A 21,446-nucleotide genomic window follows, 5' to 3' on the forward strand; every position below is an offset into this window, starting at 1 on the left:
AGCGGGCCGGCCGGGGCGCACCTTGCCGACGCCCGAGAGCTTCGAGGCGCGGGAGCCCGGCCGGGGGCGTCTCGCCACGTCGCCGCGCCAGATCCCGCTCCGGGGCTGGAGCGACATCCTGTGGCGCACCTGGCAGGAGACCAACGCCGACCGGCTGACCGTGGTGGCCGGCAGCGTCACCTACTACACGCTCCTCGCCATCTTCCCCGCGATCGGCGTCTTCGTTTCGCTCTACGGCCTCTTCGCCGACGTGGGCGAGGTCCAGAAACAGCTGGCCCAGCTTTCCGCCGTCTTCCCGCCCGCGGTCGTGGGCCTGATCGGCGAGCAGATGGTGCGCCTCGCCACCGGCGATGCGGGCGGCCTGTCGCTGGCCTTCCTGGTCAGCCTCCTCCTCTCGCTCTGGAGCGCCAGCGCCGGGATGCGCTCGCTCTTCGACGGCCTGAACATCGCCTACGACGAGGTCGAGCGGCGGAGCTTCCTGGCCCGCGCCGCCGTCACCTACGGCTTCACGTTGGCCCTGGTCCTCTTCCTGATCGTGATCAGCGGCATCCTGGTCGCCGCGCCGCTCGCGCTCGCGGCGGTCGGACTCGCCGAGGACTGGCTCATCGCGATCCGCTGGCCGCTGGTCTACCTGCTCGCCAGCGCGGCCTTCAGCGTGGCCTACCGCTATGGCCCGAGCCGCGAGCGCGCGCGCTGGCGCTGGCTGACCCTGGGCGCCGCCGTCGCGGCCGCGCTCTGGATGGTCGGCTCCGCGGGCTTCTCCTGGTACGTCAACAACATCGCGGGGCTGGACCGGACCTACGGCCCGCTCGGCGCCGTCATCGCCTTCATGATCTGGATCTGGTTTTCCGTCATCGTGGTGCTGGTCGGCGCGGAGCTGAACGCCGAGATCGAGCATCAGACGGCGCTGGACTCCACGACCGGGCCGGCAGAGCCGCTCGGGGAACGCGGCGCCACGATGGCCGACACGGTCGGCGTGCGGTTCGGCGGTCTGCGGGGGCTGCTGGACGGTCTGCTCGGCCGCGTGAAGCGGCGCTAGCCGGCGGCGTCAGCCGAACTCGTCCTCCAGCGCGGCCAGCCGCGCCGCCTGGTCCTCGGCGATCAGGGGATCGATCACGTCGTCGAGCGCCTCGCCCTCCATCACCTTGGGCAGGTTGTAGAGGGTCAGGTTGATGCGGTGGTCGGTCACCCGCCCCTGCGGGAAGTTGTAGGTGCGGATGCGCTCGGACCGGTCGCCCGAGCCCACCTGGCTCTTGCGGCTCTCGGCGCGGGCGGAATCCAGCGCCTCGCGCTGCTGCTCGTAGAGCCGCGCCTTCAGCACCTTCATGGCCCGCGCGCGGTTCTGGTGCTGGCTCTTCTCCGAGCTGGTGACGACGATCCCGGTCGGCAGGTGGGTGATGCGGACGGCCGAGTCGGTCTTGTTCACGTGCTGCCCGCCCGCGCCCGACGAGCGGTAGGTGTCGATGCGCAGGTCCTGGTCGCGGACCTCGATCTCCACGTCCTCGACCTCGGGAAGGACGGCGACCGTCGCGGCCGAGGTGTGGATGCGGCCCTGCGCCTCCGTGGCCGGCACACGTTGCACCCGATGCACGCCGCTCTCGAACTTCAGCCGACCGAACACGCCGTCGCCGGTGATCGAGGCGATGATTTCCTTGTAGCCGCCCGCGTCGCCCTCGGAGATGGAGTCGATCTCCACCCGCCAGCCGCGCGACTGGGCATAGCGCTGGTACATGCGGAACAGGTCGCCGGCGAACAGCGCCGCCTCGTCGCCGCCGGTGCCGGCGCGCACTTCCAGGATGGCCGAGGCGTTCTCGTCCTTGTCCTTCGGCGCGAGCAGCAGCGCCACGTCGCGCTCCAGCAGGGGCAACTTTTCCTTCAGCGCCTCCAGCTCGGCCCGGGCCAACTCGGCCATCTCGGCGTCGCCGCTCTCGGCCATCTCGCGCAGCTCGGGCTCCTCGCCGCGGACGCGCTCCAGCGCGGTGACCGCGTCGGCCACCGGCTTCAGCTCGGAGTGCTCCTTGGACAGGCGCACGATCTCGGCCCCGTCGGTGGCCGCGCCCATGCGCGCCTCGATCTCGCGGAAGCGGTCGAGCACCTGGTCGAGCCTGGCCTGGGGAAGTCGCATGGGGAGCGGTGTCTAGCCGAGCCCGGCCACGGCGCCAATTCCGCGCTATGCTCGCGGGCAGGGAGGACCGCTCATGTCGATGTTCCACGAGGGCAACCGCGAGCTCCAGGACGCCTTCGGCAGCCGCGCTCTGGCCGACCGTCTGGACGAGCGGCTGCGCCACGACCGCTTCACCGACGCAGACGCGGCCTTCATCCAGGCCCAGCCCTTCTTCTTCCTGGCGACGGCCGACGCCCAGGGTCGGCCCGACTGCTCGTTCAAGGGGGGCGCGCCCGGCTTCGCGCGCATCGTGGCCCCGGACCTGCTGGTGTTCCCGGACTACGACGGCAACGGCATGTTCAAGAGCCTGGGGAACATCCGGTCCAATCCGCACGTGGGCCTGCTGTTCATCGCCATGAGCGAGAAGGCCGGCCGCCTGCGGGTCAACGGCGCGGCCGAGGTGGTGGCCGAAGATCCGCTGATGGCCGCGATCCCGGGGGCCCAGCTGCTGGTGAAGGTGACGCCCGTCGACATCTTCCCGAACTGCCCGCGCTACATCCCCCAGATGGCGCTCCAGGCGGCCTCCAGCGACGCGCCGCAGGCCGGTCAGGTCCCGGTGGAGCCCAAGTGGAAGAGCTTCCCGGACTTCGCCGACGTGGTCCCGCCGCGCCGGGCCTGAACCGCTCACAAGGTCGAGGTTGCGCCCGGCGGGCGGGGAACGCCGCGCCGATCCGTGTGTTTTCGCCCCGCGGGACACATGGAGAGATGAACATGGCCATCGAAAGGGTCACCGAGCGGACCGACGGACTGACCAGCGAACGCGTCGTCGAGCGCGATGCGGGCGGCACGACCTACGTCGACACGGGCCGGGGCTCGGGCATGGGCGGAGTGATCATCGGCATCGCCGTGCTGGCGATGGTGGCGATCATCGCCTTCTTCCTGCTGCAGTCGAACCGCAACGACGCGCTCCGCACCGAAGCGGTCACCAGCGCCGCGTCCAGCGTGGCGGACTCCGCCTCGAACGCCGCCGAGGGCGTGGCAGGCGCCGCAGACCGCGCGGCCGACGCGGTGACGCCCAACTAACGTCCGCCCAGACGCGGCGCAGAAACGCAAAAGGCCCGCTCCGTCGCCGGAGCGGGCCTCTTCGTGTCTGGCGGAAGGTCCTAGACCCGCTCGCCCGTGAGCGAGGCGTTGCCGAACATGCCGAGCTTGCAGTTGCCGCTCATCTTGTCGCCGTCGACCTTGGCGGTGAACTCGAGCTTCATCGGCATCGGGTTGGTGATGTCCGTGCTCCAGGTCAGCGTGTCGCCGTCGACCTTGCCGGTCACTTCCTGGGCGCCCATTTCGCTGTCGACCTTGCCGGTGAAGCTGTCGCCGGAGGTGGCGATGTTCACGTTCATGGTGCGCGCGCCCATCGGCGTGTTGATGGTGACTTTCCAGTTGCCGTCCGCGGACATCCTGTCCCTCCTGAAATTGGAGCGCCACCTAAGCGCGGAAGGGGCGCCGGCGCAAGGGTGACGCGGGCGTCATTTTCCTATCCTCGCGGCTCCCGCTTGTCCCGGGTCCGCGGCGCAAGGCTTCAGAGGGCCGGTACGATCGGGGCCCCGCCACCCTCGTCCTGCCGGTGCGGCGTCGACGCGGCCGCCAGCTCTGCGGCGCGGGCCTCGACCAGTTCCACGATGTGGTCGACCATCCGCTCGTTGTCCATCTTGTGGTCCGGCTTGCCGGCCACGTAGACCATGCCCGAGCCCTTGCCGCCGCCGGTGAAGCCGAGGTCGGTCATGAGCGCCTCGCCGGGGCCGTTCACCACGCAGCCGATGATCGACAGGCTCATGGGCGTGGCGATGTGCGCCAGCCGCTGCTCCAGCGCCTCGACGGTCTGGATGACGTTGAAGCCCTGCCGCGCGCAGGACGGGCAGGCGATGATGTTCACGCCGCGGTGGCGCAGGCCCAGGCTCTTCAGGATATCGAAGCCGACCTTCACCTCCTCGACCGGGTCGGCGGCGAGGCTGACGCGGATGGTGTCGCCGATCCCGGCCCAGAGCAGGCCCCCGATGCCGATGGCGCTCTTCACCGTGCCCGTCCGCGTGGCGCCGGCCTCGGTGACCCCCAGGTGCAGCGGGCAGTCGATGGCCTCGGCCAACTGCTGGTAGGCGGCCACCGTCAGGAACGGGTCGGACGCCTTCACGCTGATCTTGAACTCGTGGAAGTCGTGGTCCTGCAGGATGCGGGCGTGACGCAGCGCACTCTCGACCATGGCCTCGGGGCAGGGCTCGCCGTACTGCTCCAGGAGGTCGCGCTCCAGCGATCCGGCGTTGACCCCGATCCGCATCGAGCAGCCGTGGTCGCGGGCGGCCTGGATCACCTCGCGCACGCGGGCGGCCGAGCCGATGTTGCCGGGATTGATCCGCAGGCACGCCGCGCCTGCCTCCGCCGCCTCGATCCCGCGGCGGTAGTGGAAGTGGATGTCGGCGACGAGCGGGACCTTGGCCGCCTTGGCGATCGTCCGGAACGCCGCCGTGGAGTCCTCGTCGGGGCACGAGACCCGGACGATGTCGGCGCCCGCCTCCTCCAGCTGCCGGATCTGGTCGATGGTCGCCGCCGCGTCCGCCGTGACGGTGTTGGTCATGGACTGGACGGTGATCGGCGCGTCGCCGCCGACCTCCACCGAGCCCACGCGGATCTTGCGGCTCCTGCGGCGGTCGATCGCGCGCCAGGGTCGCACGGCGGTATGGGCTTCGGTCGTCATGGCGGGGGGAAAATAGGGCCGGGGGGCGCCGAACCCAAGCACCGAGTGCGCCGGGTGACCAAGCTCGCCAGTCCGCCTCAGGGGGTCTTCGGCGCCGGAGTCTTCGCGGGCGGGGTCTTCGCGGCGGGGGTGGCGGGGGCGGGGGCCCTGGGCGGCGGGGCGGCGGTTGCGGGCGGCGCGGTCACGGCCGGCGCGGCCGCGCCGGCTGTCGCGGGCGGCGCGACCACCAGCTTCGACGCCAGCACCTGGGCCGAGGGCAGGACGCCGGTGGAGCGGCCGTAGACGAACACCTGGACGTCCTGCGGGTTGGAGACGTCGAGCGTGATCCCGGACAGCTGCGGCACCCGGAACGCCTCGCCCTTGGCCAGCTGGCGGGCGAAATAGACCGAGCCGTCGGCCCCGCGGATGATCAGCGAGCCGCCCTTCAGCGCCTGCAGCGTGACGACCGACGGGATCGCCGGATTGCCCATGTCGTAGATGCGGCCTTGGGGCGTGAACACCTTGGGCAGCAGGCTCAGGTCCACCGTCGGGGTTTCCTGGGCGCTGGCCTGGGCTGCGTCGGCGGCCGGCTCCAGTCCGAGCGACTTGCGCAAGCCCGGCGTCTCGTAGGGCGTCGGCGTGGTGGATTCCACCGGCGCCGGCAGCGGCGCGCCCAGCGCCATCGGGCCCGCCTTTACCTGCGCGAGGGCCTTCTCGGTCTCGGCCTCGGAGGCCAGGGCCGGCGGTGGGGCGGCGGCCATCATGGCGCGCTGCGCCACGTTCCAGAGCACGATCGCGGCGATGATGATGACCGCGCCCACGAGGAAGGCGGCGACGCGGGGGTCCTTATCGTCCAGCACGCCCACCGGCGCGCGCAGCGGCTCGTCGAGCACGGGCTCGTCCGACTTGAAGCGCTCGGTGGCGAGGTCCGGATCGAGCCCCAGGGCCGTGGCGTAGGCGCGGATGTAGCCGATGGTGAAGGGACGCGAGGGCAGGGCGTCCAGCCGCATCTCCTCGATCGCCTCCAGGTAGGCCTTCCGCACCCGCGTCGTCTCGGCCAGGTCGGCGAGCGCGAGGCCGCGGTCCAGGCGCGCCGCCCTCAGGGCCTCGCCGATGGTTTCATGCGCGAGAAGCGGGTCCAGCGGGACCGACGCGGGGGCGTCCGCCTCCGGCCCCTCGGGCGCCGACCGCTCGCGCTCTGCGACGGCCAGGGCGGCGCGCGCCCGCTGCCGGTCGCTCAGCTTCTTTGCGGGTCGTTTGCGCAGCACGCGGGTCCAGGGGCTCCTGCCGTCCCCGATAGTCTCGCCGGATTCGGGCAAGGATCAGACGGCGAGGTAGAGTTTGCGCGCCAGCGTTTCAATCTCGTTCCGGACCGAGCCGGCCGACGACTTGAGCAGCGCCGAGACCCCGCGCCGCGCCGCCTCGCGGTCGCAGGACAGCACCATCTGCTTCACCGGGCCGACGCCGGTCGGCGGCATCGACAGCCGCTCGAAGCCGAGCGCGACCAGGGTGAAGGCCTCGAGGGGCCGGCCGGCCATCTCGCCGCAGACCGAAACCGGCGTGCCGGTCTCGGCGCAGGCGCGCTGGATCGCCTCCATCGCCCGCAGCATCGGCGGCGACAGGAAGTCGTAGCGGTCGGCCACCCGCGGATTCCCCCGGTCGGCGGCAAAGATGTACTGCATCAGGTCGTTGGTCCCGACGCTGACGAAGTCGGTCATCGGCAGAAGGGCGTCCAGGTGCCAGATCAGGGACGGCGCCTCGATCATGGCGCCCACGTCGAGCCGCGAGGGCGTGGGCTTTCCGCGCCGCTGGGCCCAGGCAATCTCGGTGTCCACCAGCGACCGCGCGGTCCGGAACTCGTCGCAGCTCGCCACCAGCGGGAACATGATCCGCAAAGGCCGCCCGCGGGCCGCGTTGATCAGCGCGCGGATCTGGATGCGCAGCAGGGCCGGCCGGTCCAGGCCCATGCGCACCGCCCGCCAGCCCAGCGCCGGGTTCTCCTCGCGCTCCGCCTCCATGTACGGCAGCACCTTGTCGCCGCCGAGGTCCAGGGTCCGGAAGGTCACCGGACGGTCGCCGGCCGCGTCCATGACCCGGGCGTAGAGCGCCGTCTGGGCGCCGGCGCGCGGCATCTCCTCGGACACCATGAACTGGAACTCGGTGCGGAACAGGCCGATGCCCTCGGCGCCCGTGTCCGCCAGGCTCTCCAGGTCGACGTCGAGGCCGGCGTTCATCAGGAGCGTGATCTTCACCCCGTCGCGGGTGAAGGCGGGGGTGTCGCGCAGCTTGGCGAACTCGGCCTTGCGCTGGCGGCGCACCTCGATCCGCGCCTTGATGGCCGAGGTGACGTCCGGCCGCGGACGCAGGTAGGCCTCGCCCGTCTCGGCGTCGACGATGACCGGGTCGCCCTCGGAAACCTTGTCGCGCAGGCCCGCCAGGCGGCCGACGCAGGGGATGTCCAGGGCGCGCGCCACGATGGCGGCGTGCGACGCCGAGGACCCTTCCTCCAGCAAGAGACCGCGCAGCTTGTGGCGGTCGTACTCCAGCAGATCGGCGGGCCCCAGGTTGCGGGCGATCAGGATGGCGTTGTCCGGCAGGTCGCGCGCCATGCTGCCGTCGCCGGACAGGTGGCGCAGCAGCCGGTCGTTCAGGTCCTCCAGGTCGTGCAGGCGCTCGCGCAGATAGGGGTCGCGCGCCTGGCCCAGGCGGGCCCGATGCTCGGAGCGGACCCGCTCGACCGCGGCCTCGGCCGTGAGGCCGTTCTTCACCGCGTCCTCGAGGCTGCGGTTCCAGCCCCGGTCGTGGGCGAACATGCGGTAGGTCTCGAGCACCTCGTAGCTGGCGTCCACGAGGCCGTGCTGGCCCTCCAGCATCTGGTCGATCTGGTCCTTGAGCGCCGTGAGCGCCGAGACCAGCCGCTGCTGCTCGGCCACGACGTCCTCGGAGAGGAGCTGCGAGGAGGCGACGGGCGGCTCGTGCAGGACCGCCACGCCGTAGGCCAGGCCGTCCGCAAACTTCGAACCCTTGATGCGCTCCGGGCGGCGGGGGGCGAGTTCGACGCCCTCCAGGTCGCCGATACTGACCAGCTCGCCCGAGGCCACCATCTCGGCCAGGACCATGGCGATGATCTGCAGATCCTCGACCTCGTCCTCGGAGTAGGTCCGCTCGGTCCGGTTCTGGACGACCAGGACTCCGATGGCGCGCCCCCCGCGCAGCAGCGGCACGCCCAGGAACGCGTGGTAGGGGTCTTCGCCCGTTTCCGGGCGGTACGAGAAGGCCGGGTGCTCGGGGGCGTCGGCCAGGTTCAGCGGCCGCCCCAGGCGCATGATCTCGCCGACCAGGCCTTCGCCGGGCTTCATCCGCGTGACGTGGACGGCCTTCACGTCCAGGCCCTCGGTGGCGAACAGCTCCATCTCGCCGCTCGCGCGGCGCAGGTAGATCGAGCACACCTCGGCCACCATGGAGAGCGCGATGATGCGCACCACCATGTCCAGGCGCTGCTGCGCGGGGCCGCCCCCGGCGAGCGCCTCGCGGATCTGCCGCAGCAGGCTCCGCTGTCCGCGTATGGCGACCTGGGGGGCCATTCCGGCGTGCCGTCCTCCCGTTTCCTCACCCTTTGACTAGCAGGATTGTCTTTCAGAACCGAGACTCAATGACGTAGCGGCGCCGCCACCCGCAGAGGCGCCCAGGCGCCGGGCATGGTCCGCCGCCGCGCGCGGTGCTAGAGCGCGGCCGTGCCCGACGCCGAGATCCAGGACCGCGGCTTCATCCCGCCGGCGCCGTCGCCGGGCGAGCGGGACCTGCCGCCGCTCCGCGCGCTCCTCACCTCGATCTCGCGGCCGCTTGAGGGCTGGCCGCGCGCGATCTACGAGCAGCGGGTGTGGCGGCCGCCCGTCCCCGGCCTGCCGGTCTTCATCATGGATCCGGACGCCCTGGGCGCGATCTTCGGCGAGAAGGCGGCGGCGTTCCCGCAGGGCGCGCTCTGGCGGCGCATGATGCGGCCGGTGTGGGGCGATGGCCTGGTGACCTCCGAGGGCGCCGCCTGGCGCTGGCAGCGTCGCGCCACCGCGCCGGCGTTCCGTCCCGCCCACATGCACGCCCTTGCGCCGGTGATCGTCCGCGCCGGCGAGGCGGCGCTAGAGCGGTGGACCCGCCAGGGCAGGATCGACCTGGCCCAGGAATGCGGCCGCATCACCCTCGACGTCCTGCTCGACGCGGTTCTTTCGGGCGGCGAGGATTTCGACCGCGAGGAGCTTCGCGGGCTCGCCGAGCGGTTCGTCGCCCAGGTGCTGAAGACGCGGCTCAGCTACTTCTTCGCGCCCGACACTTTCCACGAAGGGCGCGTGTCGCCCGAGGCGCCGGAAGGGGCCCGTCTGCGGGCCGGCGTCGACGCCATGATCCGCCGCCGCCGGGCCGAACCGCCCCGCGGAGACCTCGTCGACCTGCTGCTCGGCGCGCGCGATCCCGAAACCGGGCGCGAGATGGGCGACGACATCCTGCGCGACAATCTCCTGGGCTTCATCGTGGCGGGGCACGAGACCACGGCGACGGCGCTCTGCTGGCCGGTCTGGCTCGCCTCGATCCACGAGCCGACCCGCCGTCGCCTGAGGGCCGAAGTCGAGGCGGTGGCCGGCGACGGCCCCATCCGACCCGAGCACGTTGAGCGGCTGGTCTTCGCGCGGCAGGTGGTCTCGGAGTCCCTGCGGCTCTACCCGGTCAATCACCTGCTCACCCGGGTCTGCGTGGAGACGACCGAGGTGGGCGGCGTTCGCGTGAAGGCCGGCGAGCGGATCCTGGCGCCCGTCTACGCGCTGCACCGCCACCGGCTCTGGTGGCGCGACCCCGACCGCTTCGATCCCGCCCGCTTCGCGCCGGACGCCGAGCCGCCGGACCGCCACGTCTACATGCCGTTCGGCGCCGGTCCGCGCATCTGCCTCGGAGCGGCCTTCGCCATGACGGAACTCACCGTGCTGCTGGCGACCTTTGTGCGCGGCGCGGACTTCACGCCGGACCCCAGCCACCGGGTCTGGCCGGTCGCCGAGAACTCGGTGGTCCGCCCGGAAGGCGGGTTGCCGATGACCGTCGTCCGGCGCTGAGTCGCGTCAGGCGGCCGCGCCGACGGGTTCGCGAACGAGCAGGTCCTCGTAGAACGCGCCGATCGGTCGGGTCGGGTGGGCGATCTGGATCTCGAGGATCCAAAGGCCGCTGGTCGGGGGCGCGCCGAAGTCGCCCAGGGCGCCGGCCTTGTAAATGGCGTGCGGGAAGTCCGAGACCCGGTGGCCCTTGACCTCCCAGTTCAGCCGCCAACCCATGGCCGCCGCACGGTCCCGGGCGTAGGCGTAGAGGCCCGCGCCCGACAGGCCCTCGTCGCGCCAGCGCCGGGCGACGTCGGCCCAGAGCGTGCGCGCCGCTTCGGCGCAGGCCTTCATCTCGGAGTCGTTGCCGACGGTGAAGGTGTCGCCCGCATCCCCCTCGTGGCCGTCCCACACCACGCCCAGGTCGACGTAGAAGATGTCGTCGGGCTGCAGCACATAGTCCGGCTGGAACGCGCCGAAGAAGGTCTCCAGGGTCCCGGGGCCGAAACGCACCACGTTCCGGTGCCACAGGCGCTCCATGCCCATGGCCTCGAGCACCTCCTGGGCGATCTCGCCGCCGCGTCCCTCCGTGACCCCTGGGCCGATCCGGGCGGCGATGCGGCGGACCGCCTCGAACGTCAGGTCGCGGGCCTTCAGCATGGCGGGCAGCGAGAACGATGCGCCCACGGCCTCCGGCGGGTGGGAAACGGCGGACATCAAACGGCTCCGGTCTTAGTTATATAAGGACATAAAGATATCCTTATATGATGTCCAGCGTTCAGGCCGCCTCGGGGAAGATCCGCAGGAAGTTCTCGGCGTAGAACTTGTCGCGCACCGCGGCCGGACGGTCGCCCAGCGCCGTCTCGAACCGCCCGATCGGGTTCCGGCCGCCCTCGATGTGCGGATAGTCCGACGAGAAGAGGTAGAGGTCCGGGTTCGACTGGTCGATGAACGCGCCGACTTCCTCGAAGACGAACGGCGTGAATGCGAGCTGCTGGGTGATCTGCTCGCTGGGCGTGCGGCGGAGGCGCTGCAGGTTCTCGTCGTTGCGGCTCCAGTGCTTCACCACCCAGTCCAGGCGGCGCAGGAGCTCCGGGACCCATCCGGCCCCCAGCTCCACCGAGGCGCCGCGGAGCGTCGGATGCCGCTCCAGGACGCCGTCCAGCACCATCATCGTCAGGAACTGCTCGGGGCCCTCATGCAGCAGGGCGATGTCCTTGGTGCGCAGGTTCTCCCCACCGCCCAGCCAGTCCCTGGTCGGCGGCCGGCCGTTGTTCATCCAGGCCTTGGCCAGCTGCAGCGGCGCGCCGCCCACGTGCAGCAGGAACGGCGTGCCGGTCTCGGCCAGGCGGGCCCAGAACGGGTCGAGATCGACGTGCCCGGGCGACCGGTCGCCGCAGGGCCGGTGCGGCACCCACGCGGCCTTGAGGCCGGCCTTCAGCGCGAACTCCAGCTCCTCCAGCGCCAGAGGCGGGTCGTCCAGCGGGACGACCGCCACGCCCAGCAGGCGAGGGTCCGCCTGGCAGAACGCCGCCATATGCCGGTTGTGGGCGCGCGCGGCGCCATAGCGCAGCCGGGGCTCCAGCTTCGACGAGGGCGAGAACGGCATCGCCACGCTATGGGTCGCGAACACCAGCTGCTTGCGGAAACCCAGCAGGTCCATCGCCACCGAGCGGTCGGCGGCGTTGAACGCGCCCAGCGCCTGGATCTCCTTGGACTTTTCGATCAGCCGGTCGCCCAGCGCGATCTGCTCGGCCACGTGCGTCGGGCTGTGGCGGTTCCCCTGGCCCACGATCACCGCCACCTCCTCGTCGGTGACGATCGACGCCGAGTAGCTGACCTCGGGGATCTCGTCGCGCAGGTCTGGATCGGCGTAGGCCTTCAGGAAGTCCGGCAGCTCCATGATGTGGCTGTCGGCGTCATAGTAGGCGCGGTCGGCTGGCGCGTACGGCATCGGATCCTCCCCCTTTTTCCCGACTATGCGCCCGGCGCGCGGCCGAGTCACATGCGTGGAACCTCGCCTTGAGGTTCGGGGCGGCCGGGCGCATCGTCGCCGGCAACGAGAAGAGGGCGGGGGAGACGTGATGCGGACGTGGCTGGCCTTTGCGCTTGCCTGGGCGCTGATCCTGGGCGGCGGGTTCCTGGCGCACCGGGTGCAGACGGACGGCGGCGCCGTGACCGTGACGGAGGTCCGGATCCCGACGCGCGAAGGCGTCACGGTCTCGGGCCTGCTCTACGTCCCGCGCAGCGCGACGGCGGCCACGCCCGCGCCGGCCGTCCTGGCCAGCCACGGCTACATCAACACCCGCGAGATGCAGAGCCCGTTCGCGATCGAGCTGTCGCGCCGGGGCTATGTCGTCCTGGCCATGGACATGACCGGCCACGGCTATTCCGGCGGCATCGTGGGCACGGCCGGGTTCGGCGGCCCGGCCGCGCTCGCCCACCTCAAGAGCCTGCCGTTCGTGGACAAGGCCGCCATTGGGCTCGAGGGACACTCCATGGGCAGCGGTCCGGTCATGGCCGCCGCCCTCTCCGACCCGGACGGCTACCGGGCCATTGTGCTGGAAGGCTCGACGCCCGGGCTGCTCGGCGCGCCGGCGCCTGCCAATCCGCGCAACCTCGCGGTGGTGTTCGGCCAGTACGACGAGTTCGCCGGCCTGATGTGGGGCGTGCCCAAGGGCTCGGAGGTGGCCAGGTCGCCCAAGCTCGCCAAGGTCTTCGGCGTCGCCGGCCCCGTCGAGCCCGGCCGCGTCTACGGGACCATCGCAGACGGCACGGCGCGGCTCCTCACCAACCCGCCGATCACCCATCCCTGGGAGCACTTCTCGCGGGCCGGCGTCGGCGACGCCGTCGACTGGTTCCAGCGCACGATCCCGCCGCCCCGGGCCCTGCCGCCGACCGAGCAGGTCTGGCTCTGGAAGGAGGTCGGCACGCTGATCGCCTTCGTCGGCCTCGTGGGCCTGATCCTGGCGACCTTCGACCTGCTGCTCGGCGCGCGCGCCTTCGCGGCCCTCAACCAGCCCGCCCAGCCGGTGGCCGAGCGGCGCGACTGGCGCTGGTGGCTCTCGGTCGCCATCACCGCCGCCCTGCCGGCGATCACCTACCTGCCCCTGATGAAGATCGGCCAGGCGTTCTTCCCGATGCCGCCGTTCCCGCAGTGGGTGCACAACCAGCTCCTGGTCTGGGCGCTCGGCACGGCCGCGATCTCGGTGGTGATCGGCCAGATCTTCCGCAGCAAGCCGGCCTTCACGAACCGCTGGGGCCTCTCGATCCTGGCCGCCCTGGCGACCATGGCGGTCGCCTACGCCTCGATCCTCGTCATCGACGGCCTCTTCAAGGTGGACTACCGCTTCTGGGTGCTGGGGCTGAAGCCGCTGGACGCCGCCCGGTCGCTGCAGCTGCCCGGCTACCTGATCCTCTGGACGCTCTTCTTCCTCGTCACCCTGCGCAGCCTGGCGGCGAGCATCCCCGTGCGCGGGGAGGGGCTCTTCGCGGCGCTCGGCTGGTCCAAGGTCGCCATGGCCGCCGGGTTTGGGGTGCTGGTCGCGTGGCAGTACGCCAGCCTGTTCGCCACGGGCCTGCTGGCCACCCCCACCGAGCCGCTGAACATCATCGTCGCGATCCAGTTCGTCCCGCTGCTGGGCGTCATCGGCGTCATCGCCGCGTGGACCTACCGGCGAACAAACTCCTACGTGCCGGGCGCCCTGATCTGCGCGCTGCTGATCAGCTGGTACGTGACCTCGGGAACCGCGAACCACTGGCAGCCCGGCTTCGAGCCACAGCTCCCCGGCGCGGCCGCGCGACGCTAGCGACCCGGACAGGGCCTGCGCATGCGCTTCGCCGGCGGCGCGCGATCGCCACTGGCGGGGGAGGGGCCGACCAGGCGCTTGTGACCCCTCCACCCTGCTGCGCAGGCGCCCCCCTTGCAGGGGAGGACCGGGACGGCGATCTGTCCTCCTCCGCAGGGGTGATCCGCTCCATTCAGCGCTACGCGACGCTTCGTTCCCGGAAGCGCGAGCGGAACGGCGTAGCTCCGCCTATATGCGTGCGGAGCCAACCTCGGAGACCCGCCCGTGCCCCTGTCCCTGACCGCCGGCCTGTTCCTCGCCGCCGCGGCGGCCGCCGCAGAGCCGCCCAGCGCGGGGCCCATCGCGCCCGACACCTTCTACGCGGGGACGTGGTACGAGCAGGCGCGCACGCCCACCAGCCTGACCCGCGGCTGCGAATGGGCCACGACCAGGTACAGCCGCGACGATCGCGGCCGGATCGCGGTCAAGGACGCCTGCCACGACAAGCGCCAGGACGCGCCCGAGCGCTCGATCAGCGGCGTCGGGACGATCCGCGACCCCGGGACCAACGCCGCGCTGGAGGTGCGCTACCGCCTCGGCCCGCTGCGCCTGTCCCGCACCTACCGCATCATCGCGACCGATCCGGATCGAAGCTGGTTCATCTCGTCCGAACCGGGCTTCGAGAAGGTCTACGTCTTCACCCGCGAGGTCGCGCCGCCCCTTGACCAGGTCGAGGCCCTCACGGCGCGGGTCCGCGAGCTCGGCTACAAGGGCGAGCTGGAGATCCTCGCCACCCCCGGCCGGGACAAGTCGGCGGCCGCGCCCAAGCCCTGACACGCAGAAATCCGCCGCGCGGCGGGCGGCCCTCGACGAGGCGCCGTCAGCCCGCAGGCCGGATCCGGTAGGCGCAGCGCCTTGCGCCGGCGAGGATGTGGTCGGTCCGCTCCACGACCGCCCCCGGCCCCAGCGCGGCGCGGAACGCCTCCAGCTCCGCGCGGCAGAATCCCTGACAGGCGGCCGCCGCCGCGCAGATCGGGCAGTGGTTCTCCACGAGGAGGAAGCCGCCTGCAGGGTCGGACGACCAGTCGGCCATGTAGCCTTCCGACGTCCGAATTTCGGCCAGGCGCGCCACCCGCGCCTCCAGCCCATCGAGCGGCCGCAACGCGTCCGCATAGGCGGCCGCCGTTTGGCACTCGCGCCGCGCGATCAGCCGTTCGACCCCTGCCTCACCGAATTCCGCCCGCACGGCCCCCAGCATCTCCAGCGTGAGCTGCGCATGGGTGTCGGGGAACCGACCCTCGGCGGCGGCGGTCAGCGACCAGGTCCGGCGGGGGCGGCCCACGCCGCGCCGCGCGTCGGCGTAGGTCACGAGCCCCTCGGCGGCCAGGCGCTCGAGGTGCTGCAGCGCCGCCTGCCGGCTCACGCCCAGGGCCGCGGCCAGCGCCAGCGTCTCCGACGGGCCGCGCGTCTTCAGGTGGAACAGGATACGGTCGGTAGGCGTGCGCATTTGACAATTACATCATTGCTAAATCTACGGCGCAGGTCTAGTGGAATTTGACATGTCCGAGCTTGTCAAAACGAACGCGCCCCTGCCGGGGGAGGGCCAGAACACCTGGGCCGACCTGCTGGCCGAGGGCCGGCTGCCGCGGTTCGCCATCATCATGCTCGGCGTCTGGCTGAACGCGGCGGACAGCCTGGTCACCGCCACCATCCTGCCCAGCGTCGGCGCCGACCTCGGCGGCTACGCGTACTTCTCGTGGGCGACCGCGGGCTTCTTCGTGGGCGCGATCCTCGCCGGCGCCAGCGCCGGGCGGCTTTCCGAGCTCTTCGGCCTGCGGTCGGCCACCGCGGTCGCCGGCCTGGTTATGGCGGCCGGCTGCGTGATGAGCGCCGCGGCGCCCGACGTGGGGACCTTCCTCGCCGGCCGTCTCGTGCAGGGGCTGGGCTCCGGCTGGATCTCCGGGTTCGCCATGGTCGCCATCGCCCTGCTGTTCCCGGAACGTCATCTCGCGCGCGTGTTCGCGGCCGTCACCTTCGTCTGGGGGATTGCGACCGTGCTGGGTCCGCTGTTCGGCGGCGTGGTCGTCGAGCTCGGGCACTGGCGGGACGTCTTCTGGCTGTTCGCGCTGCAGACGGCGGTGTTCAGCGCCGCCGCGCCGTTCCTGCTCGTGGGGTCCGAGAAGGGCGCCCGGGGGGAGGGCGGCATCCCCTGGACGCAGCTCGGAATCCTCACCGTGGGGGTCGGAGCCATCGCGGTCGCGGACCTGATGGCCACGCCCTGGCTCTCCGCGGCGATGGTGGCGGCGGGACTGGCGATCCTGGCGTTCATGGTCTGGATCGACGGCCGGCTGCGGGTGCGTCTCCTGCCCCGGCGGGCCGGCGACCTCGCGACCGTCTGCGGCTCGGGCTACCTCGCCATGTTCGCCCTGACCGCGGCCTCCATGGGCTTCTCGATCTACGGCCCGCCGATCCTGCAGCAGCTGCGCGGCTTCTCGCCGCTGGCGGCGGGCTACGCGATCGGCGCGGAGTCGATGGCCTGGACGGTCTCGGCCATGGCCGTGGCCGGCGTCACCGGCGCCTGGGTGGTGCGCTGGATGCGGTTGGGAGGGCTCCTGCTCCTGGCCAGCCTCGTGATCCTGGCGCTGACCATGGCCGACGGCGCCTTCGCCTGGGTCCTCGTCGGCGGCTCGTTCATGGGCGCCGCCTTCGGCTTCTCCTGGGCCTTCATGGCGACGCGGCTTCTCGGCGCCCTGTCCGACGAGGACCGTGCGATCGGCTCGTCCGCGGTGACCGCGGTCCGGCTGACGGGGGCCGCGGCCGGCGCGGCCATATCGGGCGTGGCGGCGAACCTGGCGGGCTTCCACCAGGGTCTCACCGACGCTAGCGCGCGCGCCGCCTCGGCCTGGGTGTTCCTCGCCGCCATTCCCCTGGCGCTGGTCGGGGTCTGGGCCCTGTTCGCCATGACCCGCCGCGACCACGAGGTCGCGCGGCCCGACTAGAGGGCCCGGCCTGCGACCTTATCAGCCCGTTGCGTCCTGCGCCGCGAGGGCGTTTCCTCGTGCGCATGAGTGGCGTCGTCGAGCCTGAGGTCAAACACCGTGAGCGCAGGGTCGCGCGGCTGTCCTTCGCATTCCTGCTCGACGAGATGGTCAACGGCGTGGGCGGTCTCGAGCCGCTGGAGGCGCTGCTCGTGCTGGCGGTCAACCAGGCCAACATCGCGCCGCTCACCCGGGACCCCGCCGCCCGCGCACGCTACGGCCAGATCGAAGCGCCGGCGCCCGACGCCGAACGACGCCCGGTCAGCATCAACGCGGTCGCCGCCTCTCTGGGCCTGCCGTTCGAGACGGTCCGCCGGCGCATCCGCAGGCTGGCTGCGGCCGGCGTCTGCACAGTCTCGGCCGAGGGCGTGGTCGTGCCCGCGAGTTTCCTGGCCTCGCCCGACTACGTCCAGTCCGTGCGGGTCGGGCACGCGCGTCTGAAGGCTTTCTACCAGGATCTGCAGGCCGCCGGCCTCGTGGACGAGCTGCCGCCTTCCGCCTACGGCCTGGAGGACGCCGTGCCGGTACGGGCCGCCGCGCGGCTGCTGTCGGACTACGTGCTGCGCAGCTGCGAAGGGCTGATGCGCGAGGCGGGCAACGTGGTCTCAGCGCTGATCCTCACGGCGATCCTGGCCGCGGCGCTCCGGGACACGAACGCGCGGCTTTCGGTGAGCCAGATTTCGCGCCGCCTCCGCCTGCCGCCGGAGACCATTCGCCGTCATCTGGTGCAGATGTCGGAGGATGAGCTCTGCGCGCGCACGTCCGTCGGGGCGGGCATCCCGCCGGACAGGCTCGAGAGGCCGGGCTTTACGAACCTGTTCGCCGACAATGCGGTGAACGTGCAGCGGCTGCTCAACGGGCTGGCCGAGCGCGGCGTCATCCTCTCCTGGGAGACTCCCGCCCGGTCCGCGGACCGGGGCGCCGCCTGACGGCTCCGCTCAGGCGGGGTCCCTGGCCGGGCGCCACAGCGGTCCCACGGCGATCAGCAGGACCGCGACGTTGAACAGCGCGTTGGAGGCGGCGCCTGAGGCGATCGACCCGGCGCTGTCGGCCAGGAACCACGCCACGAGCCCGCTGACCACCGCGCGCCGCACGGCCTCGGGCGCCGCGTCGTAGGCCAGGTCGACGAGCCGCCAGATCATGACGCCCCAACCCAGCAGGAACCCGCCCGTCAGCGCGGACAGGAAGCGCGTGTCGGCCGACGCATAGGTCGTCGCGCCGTCCAGCGGCCAGCTCAGGATGTCGAGCGTCAGCCGCGCCGGCTCGGTCATCCCGGGCACGGCGCCCAGCGAGAAGATCGGCCCCCCGATGGCGACCACCAACGCCGTCACCTTCAGCCAGGCCTTGTGTTGCTTGCGCGACATGGGTGCGCCTCCTCGCCGCCAGCCTCCTCCGGTGGCGCGGCCCGCGGCAACTACCTCGCGGGTAAAGACCAGGCCCCCCCACAGTTGTCATCCCGGCTTCGCCGCAGGCGAAGACCGGGACCCGTACGCGCCCGCCGTGGGAGACGGCCCGCGGGCGGCGCCGCTGCGCCTCATCCGCACCCACGAGTATATGGGTCCCGGTCTTCCGCTGCGCGGAAACCGGGCTGACAGCCTTGGGGAGCGTCCCGGCCGGTCTACAGCTGCTCGAGGCCGTAGGCGGCGTGCAGGGCGCGGACGGCCAGTTCGGTGTACGCGGCGTCGATCAGCACGCTGATCTTGATCTCGGACGTGGAGATCACCTGGATGTTCACGCCCTTGGCGGCCAGCGCCTCGAACATCGCCTTGGCGACGCCGGTGTGGCTGCGCATGCCCACGCCGATCACCGACACCTTGGCGACGTCGTCGTTGAGGCGCACGTCCTCGAAGCCGACCTGGCCCTGAAGGCCGCGCACGATGTCGACCGCCCGCTGCGCGTCGCGCTTGCCGACGGTGAACTCCATGTTGGCGGTGTCGGCCGTGCGCGCGTGGCTCTGCACGATCATGTCCACGTTCACGTTGGCGTCCGCCAGCGCGCCGAAGATGGTCGAGGACACGCCGGGATGGTCGGGCAGGCCGAAGAGGCTGATCTTCGCCTCGTCGCGGCTGTAGGCCACGCCGCTCACGATCCGCTTCTCCACGATCTCCTCCTCGTCGCACACGATGGTGCCCTGGCCCGGCGCCTCGCCCGGCTCCACAAAACTCGACAGCACGCGCACCGGCACGTGGTAGGCCATGGCCAGCTCGACCGAGCGGGTCTGCAGCACCTTGGCGCCCAGCGACGCCATCTCCAGCATCTCCTCGTAGGAGATCTTCGACAGCTTGCGGGCCTTGGACTCGATCCGCGGGTCGGTGGTGTAGACCCCGTCCACGTCGGTGTAGATGTCGCAGGCGCCGCCGATGGCCGCCGCCACCGCCACCGCCGAAGTGTCCGAACCGCCGCGGCCCAGGGTGGCGATGCGGCCGTCGCGGGTCACGCCCTGGAAGCCCGCGATCACCGCGATCTCGCCGGCGTCCAGCGCCGCGGCCAGCTTCTCGGGCGGGATGTCGTCGATGCGGGCCTTGCCGTGGGCGTCGTCGGCGATGATCGGGATCTGCCAGCCCATCCACGAGCGCGCGCGCAGGCCCATGTTGCGGAGCGTCATCGCAAGCAGGCCCGCGGTCACCTGCTCGCCGGACGCGACCACCACGTCGTACTCGTCGTCCGAGGGCGCCAGGCCCTGCGCAGCCGCGCCGGCGCCGTCGGTCCAGGCCACCAGCTCGTTGGTCTTGCCGGCCATGGCCGAGACCACCACGGCCACGTCGTGGCCCGCCGCCTTCTCGGCGGCCACCAGCCGCGCCACGCGCCGGATCCGCTCCAGGTCGGCCACCGAGGTGCCGCCGAATTTCATCACCAGCCGGGACATGGACGTACGCGTGGACCGCCGTTGCTGCGCTGCCGAAGGGCTGCGCCTCATAGCGGCGTGCGCGCGGCCTCGCAACGCCCAGAATATTGCGCGGCGGGCGGCCGCGGGGCCCGGCGAAGGGCAAAGGATGCCCCGCGGGCCCCGGGCGGCGCGGCCCGCCCTTCAGTTCGCCGCCGATCCGCCCTAAATGGCCCGCATGGCCGCCGCCCGCTCCAGCATCGATCCCGCCGAAGTCGAGACGTTCTCGCGGATCGCCGCCGAGTGGTGGGACCCGAAGGGCAAGTTCGCGCCGCTGCACCGGTTCAACCCGGTGCGCCTTGCCTTCATCCGCGACCAGGCGCTCTACCGCTTCGGCCGCGACCCTGCGGCACGGCGGCCGTTCGAGGGCCTGCGCCTGCTCGACATCGGCTGCGGCGGCGGCCTGCTGTCCGAGCCGATGGCGCGGCTGGGGTTCCAGGTCACCGGCGTCGACGCCTCGGCCAAGAACATCGCGACCGCGGCGACCCACGCCGCCGAACAGGGGCTTGCGATCGACTACCGCGCCTCCACCGCGGAGGACCTGCTGGCCGCCGGCGAGCCGCCGTTCGACGTCATCCTCAACATGGAGGTGATCGAGCACGTGGCGGACCCCGCCGCCTACCTGCAGGACTGCGCGCGGCTGCTGAAACCCGGCGGGCTGATGATCGTCGCCACCCTGAACCGCACGCTGAAGGCCCTGGCGCTGGCCAAGATCGGCGCCGAGTACGTGCTGCGCTGGCTGCCGATGGGCGCCCACGACTGGCGCAAGTTCCTCAAGCCTGCCGAGATCCGCGATTTCCTGGCCGACGCGCCCGTGGTTGTGGACGGCCCGTTCGGCGTCGTATTCAACCCGCTCACCGGCCGGTGGACGGAATCCACCGACTGCGACGTGAACTACATGATGACAGTCACGCGCGACGCGGCCTGACGCTCGCGCGCCGCTTTGGGGGCGGACGAGGAGAGCCGATGCCGTCGCTTCGCGTGCTGGGCCACGCCTTCCGGGCCTGGCGCCGCAACCGGACCTGGGCCAAGCACGAGCCCGAGACCCCCTACCTCGCGGACCTGCTGTCCGGGTCGCCCACATGCCTGCACGTGGGCGCCAGCGACGGCCGCCATTCGTACGTGATGACCCAGGTGGCCCCGAAGGCGCGGATCTACGCTTTCGAACCCTCGGCCTTCGCCTACGAGGTTCTCCGGACCTGCGTCGCGTGGCACCGCATCGGTCGGCAGGTGACGCCGATCCACGCCGCGGTGGCCGACAAGCCGGGCGAACTATTGCTCGTGACGCCCAAGAAGAGCTCGGGCCGGATGGGTCGCGCCTATGCCTATGTCGCCGAGGTCCGCCCGCAGGGGCCGGCGCGGCCCGACCTGGACGACCGGGGCGTTGAGGTGCAGCCGACGCCCGTCGTCACCCTGGACGCCTTTTGCGAGGAGCATGGGATCGCGAAGGTCGACTTCATTCGGATGGACATCGAAGGCGCCGAGCTGAAGGCGCTCATGGGCGCCACCGGGATCCTCGATCGCGACCGCCCGCACGTCCTGCTCGAGATCCATCCGGCGATGCTGGCCGAGCGGTTCGACGCCTCGGGGGATGCGGTGCTGGATGTGTTCCGTGACCGGGGCTACCGCATGTTCGCGCTGGACGGCGACCGCCTCGAGGAGCGCACGACCCTGGTCGAGGGCCTGCCCTGGAAGGACTACTTCTTCATCCATCCGACGAAGGCGGGACGACTTCCCGACGGCGTGTTCAAGGCCCGGATGGCGGCCTAGAGGCCGTATTCAACACCCGGTCATCCCGGCGAAGGCCGGGATCCAGATGGAATGGCTCA

General features: G+C 71.7%; 20 protein-coding genes. 10 read left to right on the forward strand and 10 right to left on the reverse strand.

The window, feature by feature from the left end; genetic code table 11:
• Window positions 1-22 precede the first annotated feature (22 nt).
• The gene (locus AC2D8W_RS10070; protein ID WP_484671422.1) at window positions 23-1,039 is read left to right on the forward strand and encodes a YihY/virulence factor BrkB family protein; all 1,017 of its coding nucleotides are present in this window, start codon (window positions 23-25) and stop codon (window positions 1,037-1,039) included.
• A 9-nt stretch (window positions 1,040-1,048) separates the two neighbouring features.
• On the opposite strand, the gene prfA is transcribed toward AC2D8W_RS10070, so the two are convergent.
• On the reverse strand, window positions 1,049-2,125 hold the full coding sequence (gene prfA / locus AC2D8W_RS10075) for a peptide chain release factor 1 (protein ID WP_484671423.1): 1,077 nt from the start codon (window positions 2,123-2,125) through the stop codon (window positions 1,049-1,051).
• A 73-nt stretch (window positions 2,126-2,198) separates the two neighbouring features.
• Between prfA and AC2D8W_RS10080 the strand changes: the two genes are divergently transcribed.
• Together AC2D8W_RS10080 and AC2D8W_RS10085 are read left to right on the forward strand one after the other, a co-directional pair.
• The gene (locus tag AC2D8W_RS10080; protein ID WP_484671424.1) at window positions 2,199-2,783 is read left to right on the forward strand and encodes a pyridoxamine 5'-phosphate oxidase family protein; all 585 of its coding nucleotides are present in this window, start codon (window positions 2,199-2,201) and stop codon (window positions 2,781-2,783) included.
• Between the two features lie 92 nt (window positions 2,784-2,875).
• Complete coding sequence (locus AC2D8W_RS10085; RefSeq protein ID WP_293484312.1) at window positions 2,876-3,187, forward strand: hypothetical protein; 312 nt, start codon at window positions 2,876-2,878, stop codon at window positions 3,185-3,187.
• A gap of 80 nt (window positions 3,188-3,267) precedes the next feature.
• Here AC2D8W_RS10085 and AC2D8W_RS10090 read toward each other — a convergent pair whose 3' ends face one another.
• The 4 genes from AC2D8W_RS10090 to ptsP form a co-directional block, all read right to left on the reverse strand.
• Complete coding sequence (locus tag AC2D8W_RS10090) at window positions 3,268-3,561, reverse strand: hypothetical protein (RefSeq protein ID WP_293484310.1); 294 nt, start codon at window positions 3,559-3,561, stop codon at window positions 3,268-3,270.
• Between the two features lie 122 nt (window positions 3,562-3,683).
• The gene (gene ispG, locus AC2D8W_RS10095; protein WP_484671425.1) at window positions 3,684-4,853 is read right to left on the reverse strand and encodes a flavodoxin-dependent (E)-4-hydroxy-3-methylbut-2-enyl-diphosphate synthase; all 1,170 of its coding nucleotides are present in this window, start codon (window positions 4,851-4,853) and stop codon (window positions 3,684-3,686) included.
• A 77-nt stretch (window positions 4,854-4,930) separates the two neighbouring features.
• Entirely contained in the window at window positions 4,931-6,100 is a 1,170-nt protein-coding gene (locus AC2D8W_RS10100) for a helix-turn-helix domain-containing protein (protein ID WP_484671426.1), read from the reverse strand.
• Window positions 6,101-6,154: 54 nt separating this feature from the next.
• Window positions 6,155-8,416 (reverse strand): phosphoenolpyruvate--protein phosphotransferase, encoded by a 2,262-nt coding sequence (gene ptsP, locus AC2D8W_RS10105; protein WP_293484304.1) that lies wholly within the window; start codon window positions 8,414-8,416, stop codon window positions 6,155-6,157.
• A gap of 150 nt (window positions 8,417-8,566) precedes the next feature.
• On the opposite strand from ptsP, the gene AC2D8W_RS10110 reads away from it, so the two are divergent.
• Window positions 8,567-9,928 carry a cytochrome P450 gene (locus AC2D8W_RS10110; protein ID WP_484671427.1) on the forward strand — a complete coding sequence of 454 codons (1,362 nt, stop codon included), beginning with the start codon at window positions 8,567-8,569 and terminating at the stop codon, window positions 9,926-9,928.
• Window positions 9,929-9,934: 6 nt separating this feature from the next.
• Here AC2D8W_RS10110 and AC2D8W_RS10115 read toward each other — a convergent pair whose 3' ends face one another.
• Together AC2D8W_RS10115 and AC2D8W_RS10120 are read right to left on the reverse strand one after the other, a co-directional pair.
• Window positions 9,935-10,624, reverse strand: coding sequence for a M24 family metallopeptidase (locus AC2D8W_RS10115; protein ID WP_484671428.1), 690 nt, complete (start codon window positions 10,622-10,624; stop codon window positions 9,935-9,937).
• A 61-nt stretch (window positions 10,625-10,685) separates the two neighbouring features.
• Window positions 10,686-11,861 (reverse strand): amidohydrolase family protein, encoded by a 1,176-nt coding sequence (locus AC2D8W_RS10120; RefSeq protein ID WP_484671429.1) that lies wholly within the window; start codon window positions 11,859-11,861, stop codon window positions 10,686-10,688.
• Between the two features lie 130 nt (window positions 11,862-11,991).
• On the opposite strand from AC2D8W_RS10120, the gene AC2D8W_RS10125 reads away from it, so the two are divergent.
• Window positions 11,992-13,716, forward strand: a complete 1,725-nt coding sequence (locus tag AC2D8W_RS10125) for an alpha/beta hydrolase (protein ID WP_484671430.1) — start codon at window positions 11,992-11,994, stop codon at window positions 13,714-13,716.
• Window positions 13,717-13,980: 264 nt separating this feature from the next.
• Window positions 13,981-14,529 carry a lipocalin family protein gene (locus AC2D8W_RS10130; RefSeq protein ID WP_484671431.1) on the forward strand — a complete coding sequence of 183 codons (549 nt, stop codon included), beginning with the start codon at window positions 13,981-13,983 and terminating at the stop codon, window positions 14,527-14,529.
• Between the two features lie 46 nt (window positions 14,530-14,575).
• Here AC2D8W_RS10130 and AC2D8W_RS10135 read toward each other — a convergent pair whose 3' ends face one another.
• Complete coding sequence (locus AC2D8W_RS10135) at window positions 14,576-15,202, reverse strand: helix-turn-helix transcriptional regulator (protein ID WP_484671432.1); 627 nt, start codon at window positions 15,200-15,202, stop codon at window positions 14,576-14,578.
• Between the two features lie 52 nt (window positions 15,203-15,254).
• On the opposite strand from AC2D8W_RS10135, the gene AC2D8W_RS10140 reads away from it, so the two are divergent.
• Both AC2D8W_RS10140 and AC2D8W_RS10145 read left to right on the forward strand, forming a co-directional pair.
• Window positions 15,255-16,694, forward strand: coding sequence for an MFS transporter (locus AC2D8W_RS10140; RefSeq protein WP_484671433.1), 1,440 nt, complete (start codon window positions 15,255-15,257; stop codon window positions 16,692-16,694).
• Window positions 16,695-16,759: 65 nt separating this feature from the next.
• Window positions 16,760-17,662: a hypothetical protein gene (locus AC2D8W_RS10145; protein WP_484671434.1), complete on the forward strand. Its 903-nt coding sequence runs from the start codon at window positions 16,760-16,762 to the stop codon at window positions 17,660-17,662.
• 9 nt (window positions 17,663-17,671) lie between these two features.
• On the opposite strand, the gene AC2D8W_RS10150 is transcribed toward AC2D8W_RS10145, so the two are convergent.
• On the reverse strand, window positions 17,672-18,097 hold the full coding sequence (locus AC2D8W_RS10150) for a hypothetical protein (protein ID WP_484671435.1): 426 nt from the start codon (window positions 18,095-18,097) through the stop codon (window positions 17,672-17,674).
• 254 nt (window positions 18,098-18,351) lie between these two features.
• Window positions 18,352-19,599, reverse strand: a complete 1,248-nt coding sequence (locus tag AC2D8W_RS10155; RefSeq protein WP_293484285.1) for an aspartate kinase — start codon at window positions 19,597-19,599, stop codon at window positions 18,352-18,354.
• A 187-nt stretch (window positions 19,600-19,786) separates the two neighbouring features.
• Here AC2D8W_RS10155 and ubiG point away from each other — a divergent pair, with 187 nt between their 5' ends.
• Window positions 19,787-20,545, forward strand: coding sequence for a bifunctional 2-polyprenyl-6-hydroxyphenol methylase/3-demethylubiquinol 3-O-methyltransferase UbiG (gene ubiG / locus AC2D8W_RS10160; RefSeq protein WP_484671436.1), 759 nt, complete (start codon window positions 19,787-19,789; stop codon window positions 20,543-20,545).
• 38 nt (window positions 20,546-20,583) lie between these two features.
• Entirely contained in the window at window positions 20,584-21,387 is an 804-nt protein-coding gene (locus tag AC2D8W_RS10165) for an FkbM family methyltransferase (protein WP_484671437.1), read from the forward strand.
• Window positions 21,388-21,446: the final 59 nt, after the last annotated feature.

The organism is Phenylobacterium sp. T106, assembly GCF_057219735.1.